This window comes from Pseudomonas orientalis, assembly GCF_002934065.1.
Taxonomy (GTDB): domain Bacteria; phylum Pseudomonadota; class Gammaproteobacteria; order Pseudomonadales; family Pseudomonadaceae; genus Aquipseudomonas; species Aquipseudomonas orientalis_A.
The window spans coordinates 5,949,504-5,966,161 of record NZ_CP018049.1 but is presented as its reverse complement, the minus strand read 5'-3'; the positions used below and the strand labels follow the sequence as shown (position 1 = coordinate 5,966,161).

General features: G+C 57.7%; 16 protein-coding genes. 6 read left to right on the top strand and 10 right to left on the bottom strand.

The window, feature by feature from the left end:
• Position 1 precedes the first annotated feature (1 nt).
• The 5 genes from BOP93_RS27105 to BOP93_RS27085 all read left to right on the top strand — a co-directional run bounded on the left by BOP93_RS27105 (position 2) and on the right by BOP93_RS27085 (position 5,214).
• Positions 2-418, top strand: a complete 417-nt coding sequence (locus tag BOP93_RS27105) for a F0F1 ATP synthase subunit epsilon (protein WP_032885166.1) — start codon at positions 2-4, stop codon at positions 416-418.
• Positions 419-541: 123 nt separating this feature from the next.
• Positions 542-1,909 (top strand): bifunctional UDP-N-acetylglucosamine diphosphorylase/glucosamine-1-phosphate N-acetyltransferase GlmU, encoded by a 1,368-nt coding sequence (gene glmU, locus BOP93_RS27100; protein WP_104505218.1) that lies wholly within the window; start codon positions 542-544, stop codon positions 1,907-1,909.
• A 230-nt stretch (positions 1,910-2,139) separates the two neighbouring features.
• Positions 2,140-2,907 carry a DeoR/GlpR family DNA-binding transcription regulator gene (locus tag BOP93_RS27095; protein ID WP_065886690.1) on the top strand — a complete coding sequence of 256 codons (768 nt, stop codon included), beginning with the start codon at positions 2,140-2,142 and terminating at the stop codon, positions 2,905-2,907.
• Between the two features lie 10 nt (positions 2,908-2,917).
• A complete protein-coding gene (gene glmS, locus BOP93_RS27090) occupies positions 2,918-4,750 on the top strand; it encodes a glutamine--fructose-6-phosphate transaminase (isomerizing) (RefSeq protein WP_065936488.1) in 1,833 nt (610 codons plus the stop codon).
• A 104-nt stretch (positions 4,751-4,854) separates the two neighbouring features.
• Positions 4,855-5,214, top strand: a complete 360-nt coding sequence (locus BOP93_RS27085) for a hypothetical protein (protein ID WP_104505217.1) — start codon at positions 4,855-4,857, stop codon at positions 5,212-5,214.
• Between the two features lie 175 nt (positions 5,215-5,389).
• Here the strand turns inward: BOP93_RS27085 and BOP93_RS27535 are convergent, their stop codons facing one another.
• Entirely contained in the window at positions 5,390-5,572 is a 183-nt protein-coding gene (locus tag BOP93_RS27535; RefSeq protein ID WP_157943544.1) for a hypothetical protein, read from the bottom strand.
• Between the two features lie 128 nt (positions 5,573-5,700).
• Between BOP93_RS27535 and BOP93_RS27530 the strand changes: the two genes are divergently transcribed.
• Complete coding sequence (locus tag BOP93_RS27530) at positions 5,701-5,916, top strand: alpha/beta fold hydrolase (RefSeq protein ID WP_157943543.1); 216 nt, start codon at positions 5,701-5,703, stop codon at positions 5,914-5,916.
• A gap of 720 nt (positions 5,917-6,636) precedes the next feature.
• Here BOP93_RS27530 and BOP93_RS27075 read toward each other — a convergent pair.
• The 9 genes from BOP93_RS27075 to BOP93_RS27035 form a co-directional block, all read right to left on the bottom strand.
• Positions 6,637-7,848 (bottom strand): multidrug effflux MFS transporter, encoded by a 1,212-nt coding sequence (locus BOP93_RS27075; RefSeq protein ID WP_104505215.1) that lies wholly within the window; start codon positions 7,846-7,848, stop codon positions 6,637-6,639.
• Positions 7,841-8,818 carry a diiron oxygenase gene (locus tag BOP93_RS27070; RefSeq protein WP_104505214.1) on the bottom strand — a complete coding sequence of 326 codons (978 nt, stop codon included), beginning with the start codon at positions 8,816-8,818 and terminating at the stop codon, positions 7,841-7,843. The genes BOP93_RS27075 and BOP93_RS27070 overlap by 8 nt, the downstream gene beginning before the upstream one ends.
• A 2-nt stretch (positions 8,819-8,820) precedes the next feature.
• Positions 8,821-9,900: a SagB/ThcOx family dehydrogenase gene (locus tag BOP93_RS27065; protein WP_104505213.1), complete on the bottom strand. Its 1,080-nt coding sequence runs from the start codon at positions 9,898-9,900 to the stop codon at positions 8,821-8,823.
• 1,003 nt (positions 9,901-10,903) lie between these two features.
• Positions 10,904-11,836, bottom strand: a complete 933-nt coding sequence (locus BOP93_RS27060) for a phosphatidate cytidylyltransferase (RefSeq protein WP_065897798.1) — start codon at positions 11,834-11,836, stop codon at positions 10,904-10,906.
• A gap of 1 nt (position 11,837) precedes the next feature.
• Complete coding sequence (locus BOP93_RS27055) at positions 11,838-12,458, bottom strand: lysophospholipid acyltransferase family protein (protein ID WP_065886684.1); 621 nt, start codon at positions 12,456-12,458, stop codon at positions 11,838-11,840.
• Between the two features lie 9 nt (positions 12,459-12,467).
• A complete protein-coding gene (locus BOP93_RS27050; protein ID WP_104505212.1) occupies positions 12,468-12,911 on the bottom strand; it encodes a hypothetical protein in 444 nt (147 codons plus the stop codon).
• Complete coding sequence (locus BOP93_RS27045) at positions 12,901-14,199, bottom strand: phosphatase PAP2/dual specificity phosphatase family protein (RefSeq protein ID WP_104505211.1); 1,299 nt, start codon at positions 14,197-14,199, stop codon at positions 12,901-12,903. The genes BOP93_RS27050 and BOP93_RS27045 overlap by 11 nt, the downstream gene beginning before the upstream one ends.
• A gap of 2 nt (positions 14,200-14,201) precedes the next feature.
• On the bottom strand, positions 14,202-15,950 hold the full coding sequence (locus tag BOP93_RS27040; protein ID WP_104505210.1) for a bifunctional alpha/beta hydrolase/class I SAM-dependent methyltransferase: 1,749 nt from the start codon (positions 15,948-15,950) through the stop codon (positions 14,202-14,204).
• Between the two features lie 11 nt (positions 15,951-15,961).
• A complete protein-coding gene (locus tag BOP93_RS27035) occupies positions 15,962-16,585 on the bottom strand; it encodes a CDP-alcohol phosphatidyltransferase family protein (RefSeq protein ID WP_104505209.1) in 624 nt (207 codons plus the stop codon).
• Positions 16,586-16,658 lie beyond the last annotated feature (73 nt).

The window sequence follows — 16,658 nt, the reverse complement described above, 5'->3', positions numbered from 1 at the left end:
GATGGCTATGACAGTCCATTGCGATATCGTCAGCGCGGAAGGGGAAATCTTCTCCGGTCTGGTAGAAATGGTAATTGCACACGGCGAACTCGGTGATCTTGGTATCGCCATGGGGCACGCTCCGCTGATTACCAGCTTGAAGCCAGGTCCGATCACGCTGACCAAGCAAGGCGGGGAACGTGAGGTGTTTTACATCTCCGGTGGTTTCCTCGAGGTTCAGCCGAACATGGTCAAGGTACTTGCCGATACCGTGCAACGTGCTGGCGACCTGGATGAAGCCTCCGCTCAGGAAGCCGTCAAGGCTGCCGAGAAGGCGCTGAACGAAAAAGGCGCAGACTTCGACTACAGCGCTGCTGCAGTCCGTCTGGCCGAAGCTGCAGCTCAGCTGCGCACGCTCCAGCAGATCCGCAAGAAGTAAGCGGCTTTGCCGTTACGCTTCACGCGTGATTGATTAAAAAGGGTAGCCTCGGCTACCCTTTTTCTTTTATTGCAAAATACTTCTTTGGTCTGAAGCCGGACCGCCCAGGATTGGTAGCCATTCATGTCTCTTGAAATCGTAATTCTCGCCGCAGGCCAGGGCACCCGCATGCGTTCAGCCCTGCCCAAGGTGCTGCACCCGGTCGCAGGCAATTCCATGCTTGGTCATGTTATCCACAGCGCCCGGCAGTTGGATCCGCAACGCATTCACGTCGTCATCGGGCACGGTGCCGATGTGGTACGTGAGCGCCTGGCCGCAGACGACTTGAATTTCGTATTGCAGGACAAGCAACTGGGCACCGGCCACGCCACTGCGCAAGCGGTGCCGTTCATTACCGCTGATACCGTGCTGATTCTCTACGGTGACGTGCCGCTGATCGAAGTGGAAACCTTGCAACGTCTGCTCAAGCATGTTGTGCCAGGCCAGATGGGCCTGCTCACCGTTGAGCTGGACGATCCCACCGGCTACGGACGCATCGTGCGCAACGTCGACGGTAAGGTCGCCGCGATCGTCGAGCACAAGGACGCCAGCGAAGCCCAGCGCGCCATTACCGAAGGCAATACCGGCATTCTCGCCGTGCCGGCTGACAAGCTGGGCGACTGGATGAGCCGCCTGTCCAACAACAACGCCCAAGGCGAGTACTACCTCACTGATGTCATCGAGATGGCGGTCAGTGATGGCCTGGTGGTCGCCACCGAGCAACCTCACGACCCAATGGAAGTGCAGGGCGCCAACGACCGCAAGCAGCTGGCAGAGCTGGAGCGCCACTACCAACTGCGCGAAGGCCGCCGCCTGATGGCCCAGGGCGTCACCCTGCGTGACCCGGCGCGTTTCGATGTGCGGGGTGAAGTGACGGTGGGCCGCGACGTGTTGATCGATATCAACGTGATCCTCGAAGGCCGCGTGATCATCGAAGACGACGTGGTGATTGGTCCTAACTGCGTGATCAAGGACAGCACCTTGCGCAAAGGCGTGGTGGTCAAGGCCAACAGCCATATCGACGGTGCCGTGATGGGCGAGGGCAGCGATGCCGGGCCGTTTGCGCGGTTGCGTCCGGGAACGGTGATGGGCGCGCGGGCGCACGTCGGCAATTTCGTCGAGCTGAAAAACGCGAAAATGGGTGACGAGGCGAAGGCCGGCCACCTGGCTTACCTCGGTGATGCGGTGATCGGTGCTCGCAGCAACATTGGCGCCGGTGCAATTACCTGCAACTACGACGGCGCCAACAAATACCAGACGACGATTGGTGAAGACGTATTCATCGGCTCCAATAACTCGCTGGTTGCTCCTGTGACCATCGGTGATGGTTCCAACACCGCAGCGGGCTCAACCATCAACCAGGATGTGGATAAGTCGCAACTGGCCGTGGCCCGTGCGCGCCAGCGCAACATCGACGGCTGGAAACGCCCGGTCAAAATCAAAAAGACCTGATCTATCCACGCCCTTGGCAGCAACAAAACTCCAATGTGGGAGGGGGCTTGCCCCCGATAGCGGTGGGTCAGTCAATAAAGGTGCTGGCTGACACACCGCCATCGGGAGCAAGCCCCCCTCCCACATTTGTCTGCGTTGCTTCAAAAATAGTTATCTTCCCCGCTTGACGATCTTTCGCCAATAGGTTTTGATTGCCTTCGTTATCTTTCGAAACGAAACTTATCACTCCCATGTCGAAACGAAATACCCCCCAACGTCGCCACAACATCCTGACTTTGCTCAATGAACAGGGCGAAGTCAGCGTGGATGAATTGGCCAAACGTTTCGAAACGTCGGAAGTGACCATCCGCAAGGACTTGGCCGCCCTCGAAAGTAATGGCCTGCTCCTGCGCCGCTATGGTGGTGCAATCACCATGCCTCAGGAACTGGTAGGCGATGCGGCTCAACCCGTCTCGGCCTACAAGCGTGCGATCGCTCGTGCCGCCGTGGTGCGCTTGCGTGAACACGCGCGCATCATCATCGACAGCGGCAGCACCACCGCCGCGATGATCCCCGAACTGGGCCATCAGCCCGGCCTGGTGGTCATGACCAACTCCCTGAACGTGGCCCGCGCCTTGAGCGAGCTGGAGCATGAACCGGTGCTGCTCATGACCGGCGGCACCTGGGATCCGCATTCGGACTCGTTCCAGGGCCAGGTCGCCGAGCAGGTGCTGCGTTCCTACGATTTTGATCAACTGTTCATCGGCGCCGACGGCATCGATTTGCAGCGCGGTACCACCACCTTCAACGAATTGCTGGGCCTGAGCCGCGTGATGGCCGAGGTCGCCCGTGAAGTCGTGGTGATGGTCGAATCCGACAAGATCGGCCGCAAGATTCCCAACCTGGAACTGCCCTGGAGCAGCGTCCATACCCTTATCACCGATGATCGCCTGCCGCTCGAGGCCCGCGACCAGATCCAAGCCCGCGGCATTACGCTGATATGCGCGGCAGTCATCTAGGAGAAATACCATGTGTGGAATTGTTGGCGCAGTCGCCGAACGTAACGTAACGGCCATCCTGATCGAAGGCCTCAAGCGCCTGGAATACCGTGGCTATGACAGCGCCGGTGTGGCGGTCTTCACCAACGCCGGCAAGCTGGAGCGTATGCGCCGTCCGGGTAAGGTCAGCGAGTTGGACCAGGCCCTGGCCGGTGAGCCACTGGCAGGCCGCCTGGGCATCGCCCACACCCGTTGGGCGACCCACGGTGCGCCGTGCGAGCGCAACGCTCACCCGCACTTCTCGGGTGACCTGGCCGTGGTGCACAACGGCATCATCGAAAACCACGAAGTGCTGCGCGAACAACTCAAGGGCCTGGGCTATGTATTCACCTCGGACACCGATACCGAAGTCATCGCCCACCTGCTCAATCACAAGCTCAAGGATCACAGCGACCTGACCACCGCCCTCAAGGCCACGGTCAAGGAACTGCACGGCGCCTACGGCCTGGCCGTGATCAGCGCCAGCCAGCCGGACCGCCTGGTTGCCGCGCGCAGTGGCAGCCCACTGGTGATCGGCCTGGGCCTGGGCGAGAACTTCCTCGCTTCCGACCAACTCGCCCTGCGCCAGGTGACCGACCGCTTCATGTACCTGGAAGAAGGCGATATCGCCGACATCCGCCGTGAAAGCGTGCAGATCTGGGATGTCAACGGTCAGTCCGTCGAGCGCGAAGCCGTGCAATACCGCGACGGCGCCGAAGCCGCCGACAAAGGCGAGTTCCGCCACTTCATGCTCAAGGAAATCCACGAGCAGCCTTCCGTGGTACAGCGCACCCTCGAAGGTCGCCTGAGCCAGAACCAAGTGCTGGTCAACGCCTTCGGCCCACAAGCCGCCGAGCTGTTCGCCAAAGTGCGCAACGTGCAAATCGTCGCCTGCGGCACCAGCTACCACGCCGGCATGGTTGCGCGTTACTGGCTCGAAGAACTGGCCGGCATCCCGTGCCAGGTCGAAGTTGCCAGCGAGTTCCGCTACCGCAAAGTGGTGGTGCAGCCCGACACCCTGTTCGTGACCATCTCCCAGTCCGGCGAAACCGCCGACACCCTGGCCGCCCTGCGCAACGCCAAGGAGCTGGGCTTCCTCGGCAGCCTGGCGATCTGCAACGTCAGCATCAGCTCCCTGGTGCGTGAATCGGACCTGACCCTGCTGACCCAGGCCGGTCGTGAAATCGGCGTCGCCTCGACCAAAGCCTTCACCACCCAACTGGTCGGCCTGTTGCTGCTGACCTTGTCCCTTGGCCAGGTGCGCGGCACCCTCGCCGAAGGCGTTGAGGCCACCCTGGTGGAAGAACTGCGCCGCCTGCCGACCCGCCTGGGCGAAGCCCTGGCCATGGACGGCACCGTGGAAAAAGTCGCCGAGCTGTTCGCCGATAAGAACCACACCCTGTTCCTCGGCCGTGGCGCGCAATACCCGGTGGCGATGGAAGGTTCGCTGAAACTCAAGGAAATCTCGTACATCCACGCCGAAGCCTACCCGGCCGGCGAGCTGAAACACGGCCCCCTGGCCCTGGTGGATGACGACATGCCCGTGGTCACCGTGGCGCCGAACAACGAACTGCTGGAAAAGCTCAAGTCCAACCTGCAGGAAGTGCGCGCCCGTGGCGGCCAACTGATCGTGTTTGCGGACGAAAAGGCCGGCATGACCAACGGTGAAGGCACTCACGTGATCAACATGCCGCACATCCATGACACCTTGTCGCCGATCCTCTACACCATCCCGCTGCAGTTGCTGTCGTACTACGTCGCCGTGCTCAAGGGCACCGACGTTGACCAGCCGCGCAACCTGGCGAAGTCGGTGACGGTGGAGTAAACCTCACTGGCGTACCGAAAGGGGCTGTTTCGACAGCCCCTTTTTACGTTCCGTGAATGATCGTTCCCCCGCGGAGCGTGGGAACGATCAAAGGAAGCTGACGGATGCAAAATTCCACTGTCTACGCACGTCTGCACAATCGTCTATTTGTGGTCGCCAACAACGCTCAAGGACTGTCCGGCACCGGCACCGTGTTTCACTACTTGGTCGAAGGTGACGCGATTTCGAGCACTTATCAGGGGGGCCGGATTCGCCTCGGCACTCAAGTGGGACGAGTCACCGGTCCAGACACCATCGAGCTGCTGTATCAGTGCCTGACCCTGGAAGGGGAACTGCTTGCTGGCTGGTCACGTGGCACGGTAGGCGTGGATCACGCCGGGCGCACGACGTTGAGTTTCGTCTGGGGCTGGCTATCGGGTGCGACAGGAGGCGGAGAGTCTAGCTACTTCGAGATCACTGCTTAAAGAGCCCGTAGTTCAGGGCTAGGCTGCACCGCATTCACTGTAGGAGCGAGCTTGCTCGCGAAAAATATGAGAACGCCACCTGGCAACAATCTTACGCCCTCGCCAGCAAGCGCGCTCCTACGACGCTATGCGCCCACGTCTGCTGAAACAATGCAGTCCAACGACTGGTCTACCATCACCGCAACGGGTTGCCCCGGTGCTCGGATTTATCAACAAATACAGTCTCCAGCCAGTGGACTGGAGCGATATTGATGCCCATCTGGAAATTGACCTCGGGCTCGACTCTCTGAGCAAGACACATATTCTGGTTGACGCCCTGAAGGTCCTGCATCTGAAGAGTCAGGACGTTGATCGGCACGCTTACTACTCGTCGGGTACCCTGCGTGAACTCTTGCAGGTGTTTTCCAGCAGTGTTCAAGTCGCCTTGGACGATACTATTGCATGAGAGTCTTAGAGATAAATCCGCGGGGAGATAGGACTGTGATAATGCTGACCGGCTACATGCTCAATGCATGGAGTCTGGCCCCGCTCGCTCAGTCTCTTTCGTCCTACCGGGTATTTTGTATCGACTCTCTATGTGCTGATGCTTATAAACTAAACGCCCTCAAGGCGTTCTGCCAAACGCTGGAGCAATTTATATCGTCGAGAGCCATCGTCGATCCAATTTTGGTAGGTTATTCTTTTGGTGGTTTTGCAGCGTAGCTATATTTACGCTGTAGACGATCGCGTCATTCCGCCCGCACAATCGCGACTTGCCAGCAATAGCTTTGCGAAACTGAAATTTACTTCAGTGCCCGGCGCTCACTTTTTTGTATATGAACACCATGAGCTTGTTGCAGCCCATATAGCAAATTGGATTGAGCAGTAATCGCCCAGCGAAGTCGTCTATCGTAAGAGCAAGAGTCGCGCCGAAAGACCGCCAACCCAATCCCATATTCGTTTAGCTGCCTTTCAGGCCCCTGCAGTTTCTGGTCTATTGAAAAGGCTAGGAGATGACGCATGTGGGGCGATAGAAAGAGTCGCTGTTGAAGCCGATAGAAAAATTGTGGTTAATAAGTAGTTGCGGGTCGAGTCCGCTGCAGTGCTGGTGAGAACCAGATGAGGGAGTTTCGGATTCAGGAATAGCCCGAGGATCGCCGGTAGCGAAGAGCGCAACCTGCCCGACGGTATCAGTGGCGACCAATCAAACATCAACGTCCTGAAGAGGGGAAGTAACTATTTGTTCCAACTTTAGAAAAAAGAACTGGTAGCATTGCGGCCTCTATTTACAGCGGCTTGAATTTAATTGCCACGGGCCCAGGCTATCAGCATATGACCAAGGGCGGTTTAGGACCACGGACAAATGCCAGCCGTAAGCTTCTTGTCGCGAAGCTCGGCCGCACTTTGACGGGGATGCTTACCCTGGGGCGCTGCAAATCAGAATCATGCCAAACTCGACACCTTAGCGTGGCGATTTATGTGTTGGTTTAACAGCAGACCTATGCCGCTTAAGACGATGAAACTCAGTGCCAGGGTAATTTGCAAGTTGTTGGTGCTGAGGTTGACTAGGGCACTGATCAATCCGCCTGAGATAAAAATTAGAGTATTGCCTGCCGAGGCCGAGGCACCAGCGTTATCCGGGAATAGCTCCATAGCTTTGGACGTGGCTGCAGGCCGCGTTATGGTAGTGCCTGCTGTACAGATAATCATTGGGACCAGCATGGTGAAGACGGACAGGCCAAATTGGCTCCGTAATAGAAGCATCACTAACCCCGCAACGAAAATCAGTAATAGTCCTATAACAATTTGTGTACCCGCCTCCAGATGCTTATTCATTACGCCTGCAAGGACACCGCCAGTCACATAGGCTGCTCCGTACAATAACAGCGTCTGAGAAAACTCATAGCTGCTTAGTTGCAACTGCTCCATGAATATTAGGGGCGATATGACGATGAATGAGAAATGGCAAGCAAAAACAATTGCAGCGATTAGCCAGTAGGCCACGAAACTGAAGTTACTGCAGATTCGCCGGTAGGCTCTCAAGATACTGATACGCGGCCCCGTGTTATTGATAGGCAGGTTTTCCAGCGATACCAGAGCCTTCACGAATACCAAAGCGGCAATCACTGCGAAGACATAGAAACTACCTTGCCAATCCATCAGCTCCTGCAACAAGCTTCCGGCCAGGGGGGAGACCGAAATGAAGATTCCACTGGCCGTTACCATGAGAATTCGTAAACGATCTCGCTCTTTGCCGATAAATAGATCCTGAACCAATGCCTGGGACAGTACGAAACAGCCACACCCTACTGCCTGGATCACACGGAATAGCAAAAAATACCCATAGTTCGTGGCCCATACGCAACCCAAGGCGCCAGCCATGGATACTGCCATGCCAGCAAGTAACAACGTTTTACGGCCGAGTATGTCCGACAAAGGGCCAATCAGTAACTGAGATAACGAGATACCGATGGCAAAGAAGCTGATCGACAAGGCGATCTCGGACGTTGTGGTGCTGAAGTGCTGCGATAACGAAGGAAACGAAGGCAGAAGCACGTCCACCGGAAACACGCCCAGCATGACCATTGCCATCAGTAGTACGGTGGCACCGACTTTCCTGGCCTTGACAACGGAGTGATCCTTTATTTCAAGCATCAATGAGTCCTGATTGGCTGAATAATTCCCGATGAGCTTGCAACTCAAAGAAACCGGCGCGCGTCATCGCTTGAAGCGTGCCCATGGCAATAGAGCGCGCTCGCCGTGTGCGTACATCCAGCGCCTGTAGTGCTTGGACTATCCTGGTGGCTTCGAACAAAGGGATGCCGACGCTCGTCAGGCTAGCGCTCAACCAAGGCTCGTCCACTTCAGCAAAGATAAAAATAATTTTAATCAATAGGCTCGCGGAGTGTTCTTGCTGGGCAGGGGATAACTTCGGCCATAGGTAATGGAACACTTCGGAAAAATAGCGACTATGTCGGGCTTCATCTTCCAGATGCTCTCGAAACATCTGATATACCGTAGAGATTAGCGTGTCACCGGTTATGCTCAATAACTCCTTGGCGATGATAGTTTCAGAGACAAAGCCGAAAAAAAACCAAGCCAGTGGACGATCTTCGTCCAAAGTCGCGTCCATCAACTCGAGTAGCAGAGTGATACGTTTAGGTGGATCCTCCCAGGTTGGCATGTCATAAAAATGCGCCACCTGTTCCGCGATCTTAAAGGAGAAAAGGGCGTGATAACCCTCGTCAGTGTAAAGCTGCAAGGCCGTAAGTTTCATCGCTTGAGGCAAATCAATTCCCAGCTCTTCATGAATCAGGGTCTCAACCGAGCGGTTAACGATCTTATGCTCCAGGATCGTCGTATATCGGAGAAAGTAGACTAGATGATTCGCAGCCAATCGATGCTGGATATGCTCACCGGACTTCTGGATAGTGTTGTCGTTGAAATATGGAATAAAGGCTGGAGGAAACCATTTCCTGGTCTGTAATTGCAGAAGAATCTCCGCATCAGCTGGAAGCAAGAAGGTACTATTCTTACTGCGCACGGCCGAACGGTTGTCCCAATCACCCAGTGTATATTGGCGGATCTCGTTAGATGCAAAGACGAATGTATTTGTAACTGACATTATTACCCTCGCTCTCGACTCTCTATCAAGGCCCTGAGTTCCTTGCATTGCACCTGCCCATCGCCATAACCGCCGCCTACGAAGAACAGCGGTTGTTCTGCGGACTCTTCCAAACCTAATAACAGCTCTACTCGCTCATCACTCAACGCGCCAGTCAACCAGGTAGCCAACCCTAGCGCAGTTGCAACGAGCTGAAAGGTTTGAGAGATATGTCCGGCTTCGACGTAAGCCATGCGGTAGGCACGCGAGTGCTCGTATTTCCACCATAATTTGTCAAAACGTGACGTTATGAACAGTCCCATAGGAAGTTCGTTGATAAAGTGTTGTCCGGCGAGCAGTAATCCCAAAGGCTCGTTGGGAAGCGAGTGAACTTGCCTTAAAGCATGAAGGTCTGGGTGGTAGTAATAGATACCGGGCTCCAGCCCCAATATCCTGGCAGCATAGACGTAGCCTTCGCATGCATTCAGCCCGCCACCGGAAGGGCTGCTGCGTCTCGCCCTGAGTGTTTCAGGAATTGTGTCGTCGGCTCCGGCTTCGCGCTCTTTGAGGTAACCTAAGGACAGGTAGAGCAGTGAGCTTAAGTCGTCCAGAGTAACGGCCTGGTCTGAAAACGAACGCGACGTTTTTCGGTCGAGCAGAGTGGTTGTAAGGGGGCTAGTTTGCTTTTCCGAATTGGGAGCCGGTAGCGAGATCAACCCCTCATGGGAGTGCTTGGCAAAACGGTCTATCGGTGCAGGGGTATCAAGGACTTGTTCACAGTGATCTAAGTATAGAGAAGCCCACTCGTGAATATCGTTCGGTAGTTGTTCGAAGGGGAGATTTTTAGTCCCAATATGAAAAATTTTCGAAAGATCGTCCCACCCCCATTCATTCTGCGGGGATATATCTGTCAGTAACAGTCCGGCGGCGAGAAATGCCGAATCCATTTCGCTTGTACTATCGAATCTAGAAGGATCTTCAACAAGCTGTATAAAACGAGTGGAATAAGCTAAGTCAAGTTCAAACTGAGTGTGATTTTTGTAATCCCAAATGACGATGAACGGTGTGCGAGCCAGCATGAAAACATTCGGATTTATTAGCATTTTTTAACTCTGCGCTAGGTTAATGATGAGACTGGGTAGCCGGCACTCCCCAGCTCATCAACTACTCAGCTCAGCAATCAGCGGGATTTGGCCGCTGCGAGGCAAGCCAAGTTAGCGATTTTTTTCGATTCCAAAGAAATAGATTTCATAGGTATTACTCCTAATTTTGAGTGAGTGTCACTTTTCTAAGTGACGTTGAAAAGGCTAGCCCAAAAGAAAAATAAGTAAAATTAAAAAATCAAGATCAAATGTAAGACATTTCATTTCTGGCGTGTAGGAGATTACCGATTATCTATATTTTGCCTTGGCTGATGAGCACATCAACCTGCTCTGCCATGACTACTATAATTGACCTGAAAAAGGGTAAGCCCCCCCAAACCCCACCAACAAAAAGGAGCTCAGTATCTTCAAGGCCGCGATGGATACGCAAAGAGAGCCCAAGGGCCAATGCCCCAAGAACGTACGGAATCGTCCGAAGCCGCAAAAGTGAAGGGTCAGAAACGGAGAATCCCGCTGCTAGGCGGATTCTCCGCTTTCGATTGCATGCGTTCGACGGGGCAGGACGCTGTTACCTGACACAGGGCCATCTGACGTTCATCAGGAGCGCGGGGCGATCCGACACCCCTGTAACCACCCTGTGGTTCACGTCTAGGCACAGATGAACAGTAGTCAGTCCATATGTTGAGGCCGATGCCGAATTGCCCCATGTGCCGACGCAAGACTGATCCACCTCCAAATCGGCACAAACCCACCGTATGCAATCCTCCATGAGGTAGGCCTCACGTTAACTGCGCTGCTCACGCTGGCCGTAACGATACAGCTGTGAAAGAAATCCCATGAGCGGTTCATCCATGTTCTTGTCGATGCAACCTAAGGCGTGTGAGTTTTTCGCGAGCAAGAGCTAGGCGCCCCCCTCGCTCCTACAAAAAGCCTTAACTGAACTGGCATTAGGGCAAGCCCCCTCCCACAGTTTGATCTTCATTGTTTTGAGAAAGGGGATGGCTCAGGTCCACCAGTAGCGTACGAGGTGGAAGAAAATCGGCGCTGCAAAGCATACCGAGTCCAGCCTATCCAGCATGCCGCCGTGCCCTTCGATCATGTGTCCCCAGTCCTTCACCCCGCGATCGCGCTTGATCGCCGACATCACAATCCCACCGGCAAAGCCCAGCAGGTTGATCAGCAGCGCGATCAGGAATGACTGCCAGGGATTGAACGGTGTGGCCCACCACAGCGCCGCACCGATCAGGGATGACAGCAGGATGCCGCCGACAAAACCTTCCACGGTTTTCGACGGCGAGAGGTTGGGCGCGATCTTGTGTTTGCCGAACAGCTTGCCGCACACGTACTGCAGCACGTCGGACAGTTGCACCACGATCACCAGGTAGGCGATCAGCAGCAGGTTACGGCCTTCATAACCGGGGATGTCCAGCGTCAGCAGCGCCGGGACGAACGACACGCAGAACACTGCGATCATCAGGCCCCATTGCACCTTCGATGCGCGCTCCAGGAAGTGGGTACTGTCGCCGCCCAGGGAGGCGAGGATCGGCAGCAGCAGGAACACGTAGACCGGGATGAAGATCGAGAACAGTCCGTACCAATCGGCATAGATCAGCACGTACTGCAGCGGCAGGGCCAGGTAGAACGCCGCTACCAGCGCCGGGTAGTCGCTGCGCCGGGTCGGCGTGAGGGTAAGGAATTCGCGCAGGGCGTAGAACGACACCGCGTAGAACAGCAGGATCACCGCGCCGGTGCCGAGCCAGAAGGCAATACCGATCACGACCACCATCACCCACCAGGCGTTGATGCGCGCGTTGAGGTTGTCGATCACCGCATTGGGGTTGCCACGGGTGCGCAGCTTGAGGATCAGGCCGATCAGCGAGGCGGTGACCAGGATCGCGCCGATCCCGCCGAATAACATCAGGGTTTGGCTATCCATCTCAGGAGTGCTCCGGGGCGAGGGCGAGCAGGGCGTCGCGAGTGCGGGCAAGGAACGCGGTTTTGTCTTCGCCTTCTTCCAATTGCAGAGGCGCGCCGAAGCTGGTTGTGCATAACAGCGGCAATGGCAGAACACGCCCCTTGGGCATCACGCGGTTGAGGTTGGCTATCCACACCGGGATCAATTCGGCCTGTGGGTAACTGTTTGCCAAGTGATACAAGCCGCTTTTGAACGGCAGCAGGCCGTCTTCCAGATTGCGCGTACCTTCAGGAAAGATGATCAGCGAGTCGCCGCCTTCCAGGGCTGCGAGCATTGGCTGCAGCGGGTTATCCACAGGGTCCTTGCGCTCGCGATCGATCAGTACGCCGTTGAACACGCGGTTGATGATGTAGCGGCGCAGCGCGCTTTTATTCCAGTAGTCGCTGCCGGCCACAGGGCGGGTGAATTTGCGCAGGTTCTGCGGCAGCGACGCCCATACCAGCACGAAGTCGCCGTGGCTGCTGTGATTGGCGAAATAAATGCGTTGCACCGGCACCGGCGCGCAACCCAGCCACAGGCTGCGAGCGCCCGTGACGGTGCGGGCCATGGAGGTAATCAGTGTGGCGACCACGGGTTCGAACATGGGAACTCCTTATCCGGCGAAAGGTAGCCAAGGGCTGGCAAGTATTACGCCCAGGGTCAGCAGCACTTGCGCGCCAAGCAGCCAGACCTGTTTGCGCAGCAATTTGAGTGCACCACGACGGCGCTCGGTCCAGGGCCTGCCGGCGCGCTCGGCCGATTGCAGGCCAAGGGTTTGCAGGGCTTGGTCAAGGTCGGCGGTGCGCTGGGTGTCGCGGGCCAGCAGGGCGAACAAATCGGCGTCGAACGCGACGCGCAGCGCCCAGTATTTCTGTAGAAGCCCCAGGATGATCATCCACAAGGCCAGCAGCAGGCAGATCGTCGAAACGCTCGCCATCAGCAACTGGGCCAGGCCGAACAGCACACCGATCACTGTCAACCCTGTGGATAACTGGTCCAGCGAACGGCCACGCCGCAGCAGGCCGGCAACTACGTGCAGTTCCATGTCAGCGGGCATGGGGCAAACCCTCCAAAGCCAAGCGATGTGCAGGATGCAGAACCACACGGGTGCGTGCTGTACGAATAATAGCCAGCGCCTGATCGATCGTCGCCGCGCGCCCGCTGTGCAACAGCCAGGCAGCGATGGCCGTTGCGCTGCGCGAGTAGCCCAGGGCGCAGCACACCAGCAGCGGCCCGTCCGAGCGCAAGCGTTCGATGGCCTGGGCGGCTTGCAGGCATTCGGCGGAGGTTGGCGCAATCAAGTCCAGAACCGGGATGCATTGATAACGGCGGCCCTGTGGATCAATTGGCAGCTCGGCGCAGAGATCGACGATGGCCTTGAATGGCTGTTGCTCGCCGGCCGCTGGAATCCGCCCCAGCCAGACGTTATCCACAATCGGTTCAGGCTGTGGATGGCCACGTGTCCACAGCCGCGAATTGATCCAGGCGGCCGCCAGGTAAGGCGCATACAGCCAACGCGCGGCTGGGGTCAGCTGGCCATCGCTGCGTTTCTGAAAGCCCTCGGCACCCAGCAGCCAGTAGTTGGTCGCGACCAAACCCAGCGATACTGCCGGCCACAGCAGCCATAGCCCCCAACCGCCCAAGGCCAGCGCGAGCAGCATCAGCGCCAGCGCGCCAAGGGCGTAGCGCGCACCCAGCCAACCGCGTTTAGAGTCGCGCGTCAGTCGGGCATTGAGCAGCGGGCTGGGATGTTCCTGCGGCCATAGCCACACGCACAAACAGCCAGCGAGGGCGCCTGTGGGTAAGTCGATAAAGTGATGTTGATAAGTAGTCAGCACGGAAATGCCGATCAGTGCAAACCAGCCGTGCACTGCCCAGCGCCAGAAACCCTGGGTATGCCGCTGGTACATCACCCACAGGATCACCAACAGCGCGATATGCAGTGAAGGTGCCTGGTTGAAGGGTTTGTCGAAGCCCGCCAGCACCGCAAACAACCAGCCGAACACACCATCCAGTTCCGGTCGTTCGAAGGTGAAGCGCAGCGGCCAGATCAGGAAGCAACTGACGGCAATCACCTGGGCCGTCAGCAGGCGCAGGGCATGTTGCCTGAGTTCGTGGCGGGTGCTCGGCAGCAACAGGGAGAAACCGTAGAGCAGGTCGATGGACCAATAAGGCACGATGGTCCAGGCCCAGAACGGCATGTGGGTTTCCCAGCCGAACACCAGCGTGCCCACATCGCTGCGCTGGGTGGTGACCCAGGTGGCGAGGCCGTAGGTGCTGAAAAACAGCGGTGCCAACAGCAGCAGCCAGAGAAGCGCTGGTTTGAATAAGCCAGGTTCGCGCATGCTCAGATCTTCTGCGCCAGGGACACGGTGAAAATGCCCCATTCATCCACACGCTGAGTGATCTTGCGAAAGCCCGCAGCCTCCACCAGTTGATCCATTTCCGCCTGGCTGCGCCGACGCATCACCCAGGCCTGGCCCTGGCGGTGGCTGGTCAAGGCGCGGGCGATCAGTTCCAACTGCGGGTGCCACGGTTGGCCGGTGTAGACCAGATAACCGCCGGGCTCCACCGCTTCGGCGAGGCCCGCCAACGAACCGCCGACCATCGCGTTATCGGCAAACAACTCATATAGCCCGGACACCACCGCCAACGTCGGCTTGGGCTCCAGCGCCGCCAGGCTCGCCCGGTCAAACGCATCGCCTTTGATGAACTGGGCTATGTCTCCCAGGCCTTTTTCACGGATCAGCGCACTGCCGTCGCGCACGTTGATGTCGCTGTAGTCGCGCAGCAGGATCGATTCCGGCAGCGGCGCTACACCCTGCAACGCTTCCAGGATGTAACGCCCGTGGCCGGCGGCGATATCGACGATACGCACATCGCGCTTGTCCGCGCGCAACCGGGCCATGGCCAGGCGCAACAGTTCTTCGACATTCAGCTTGCGTTGACGAATACCGCGCCAGCCGATGGAGTTCAGGTAGTTGGTGTCGATCATCCGCCCCAGCGCGCCTTTGCCGGTGGGCGTGTTGCGGTACACGTAATCCAGGGTACTGCCGGAATCGAAGCCGGTGTCGAAGCCCAGTTTCACCCCGTCGGACAGGTTCTTGCCCAGGCCCATGCTGGCGCGTGTCATGCGCCAGTACAGATCGCGCAGGGAATTGCGCGGCAGCGGTGCGGCGAGGGCTTCGGATTCGGCGCAGGTGGCGCCCAGTTTGTCGGCGTCCAGCAGGCTGGCGCGGTCCAGCGGTTGCGTGAAGTTTTGCAGGATAAAGCGCCTGGCGCTGTTGACGGCCGTGGCGCGGTCACGTTCACCGAGGGTGTCGTGGAAGAAACCGGGCAGCACATGCAGCTCTTTTTTCAGGCTGCCCAGACGCTCGAAAAACTGCTGCTGGGGTTTGCGGTGCACCACGAAGTCGGAGCCGGAGATCAGCAATTGGGTCGGCACTTGAATGGCCTGGGCATCGGCTACAACCCGGTCGGCCGCTTCGTACAGGCCCAGCAGCACGTTCACCGAAATGGCCTTGGTGATCAGTGGATCGCTGTCGTAGGACGCCACGCGCTGCGGGTCATGGCTGAGGAACTTGGCCTTGACGTAGCTGTTGACGAAAAAGTTGCCGCGAAACTTGCGCATCAGTGCCAGGCCCGGGCGGGCGAAAGGCACGTACAGCTTGACCTTGAAGGCAGGGGAGGCGAGTACCAGGGCGCGGATCTTCGGTGCGTAGTCATGCACCCAGGTGGCCGCGATCACCGCGCCGACGCTTTGGGCGACAACGGCGAGGTTTTCCTCGTCGATACCGTAGGCGGCGCCTATGTGGTCGCAGAAGGTTTGTACGTCGCGGGCGCTGGTGGCAAAGCTGGGGCTGTCACCGCGCTCGCCGGGGGATTGGCCGTGGCCACGGGCGTCCCAGGCGAAGAAGTCAAAGTCGGGCAGGCCGAGTTCGTCCACCAGGTGCGCGATTCGACCTGAGTGCTCATGACCGCGATGGAACAACACAATGGCCTTGCGCGGCCCGGCGTCTGCCGTAGCCGGCCAGTGCCGGTAAAAAAGCTCGACGCCATCATGGGTGCTGAAGGTGTGCTGTTGCTGTTCGCGCATCGCAAAAATCCTTATGCAATCGGTGAGGTTGCTGATTGTTCCTTGAGGCCGTGGCGCACCCGGTTGACCAGGGTGTAGGCCAGCAGGGCGGCGACCAGCCACATCACCGTGTCGACCCAGCCGGCGCCGAGCCAGCCCAGCGCCACGCCAGTGGCCAGCACGCCGAGTACGAACGCCCGGTCACTCTTGCCCATCGGCCCGTCATAGCGGCGCGATGCGCCCACCATCGGCCCCAATACGCCGGCGTATTCGCTGAATACCGCGAGCAACGTCACCAGCAGCACAGGCGCCAGGCTCACGCCGGGGATCAGCGCAAACGGCAGAATCAATGCGCTGTCGGCGATCACATCGCACAGTTCATTGAGGTAGGCGCCCAGACGTGACTGCTGGCCGAATTCCCGCGCGAGCATGCCGTCGATGGCGTTGAGGGCCATGCGCACGATCATCCACAGCGGGATCAGCGCAAACAGCCAGAGGTGCTGGGCGAAGCTGGCGATCAGCAGGCCCACCAGTACGGAAATGACACCGGCCAGCACGGTGATCTGGTTGGCGGTGGTGCCGTTGTCATAGAGGCGTTGCACGAGGGGGCGCAGCAGGTTTTGAAAGCGCGGCTTGAGCTGATAGATGGAGATCATGAGGGGGGATGCTTCCTTGTCCGTGGACCCGCGAAAAGCTGTTCTGGAGTGTGCCGATTAATTGCAGCGTGCA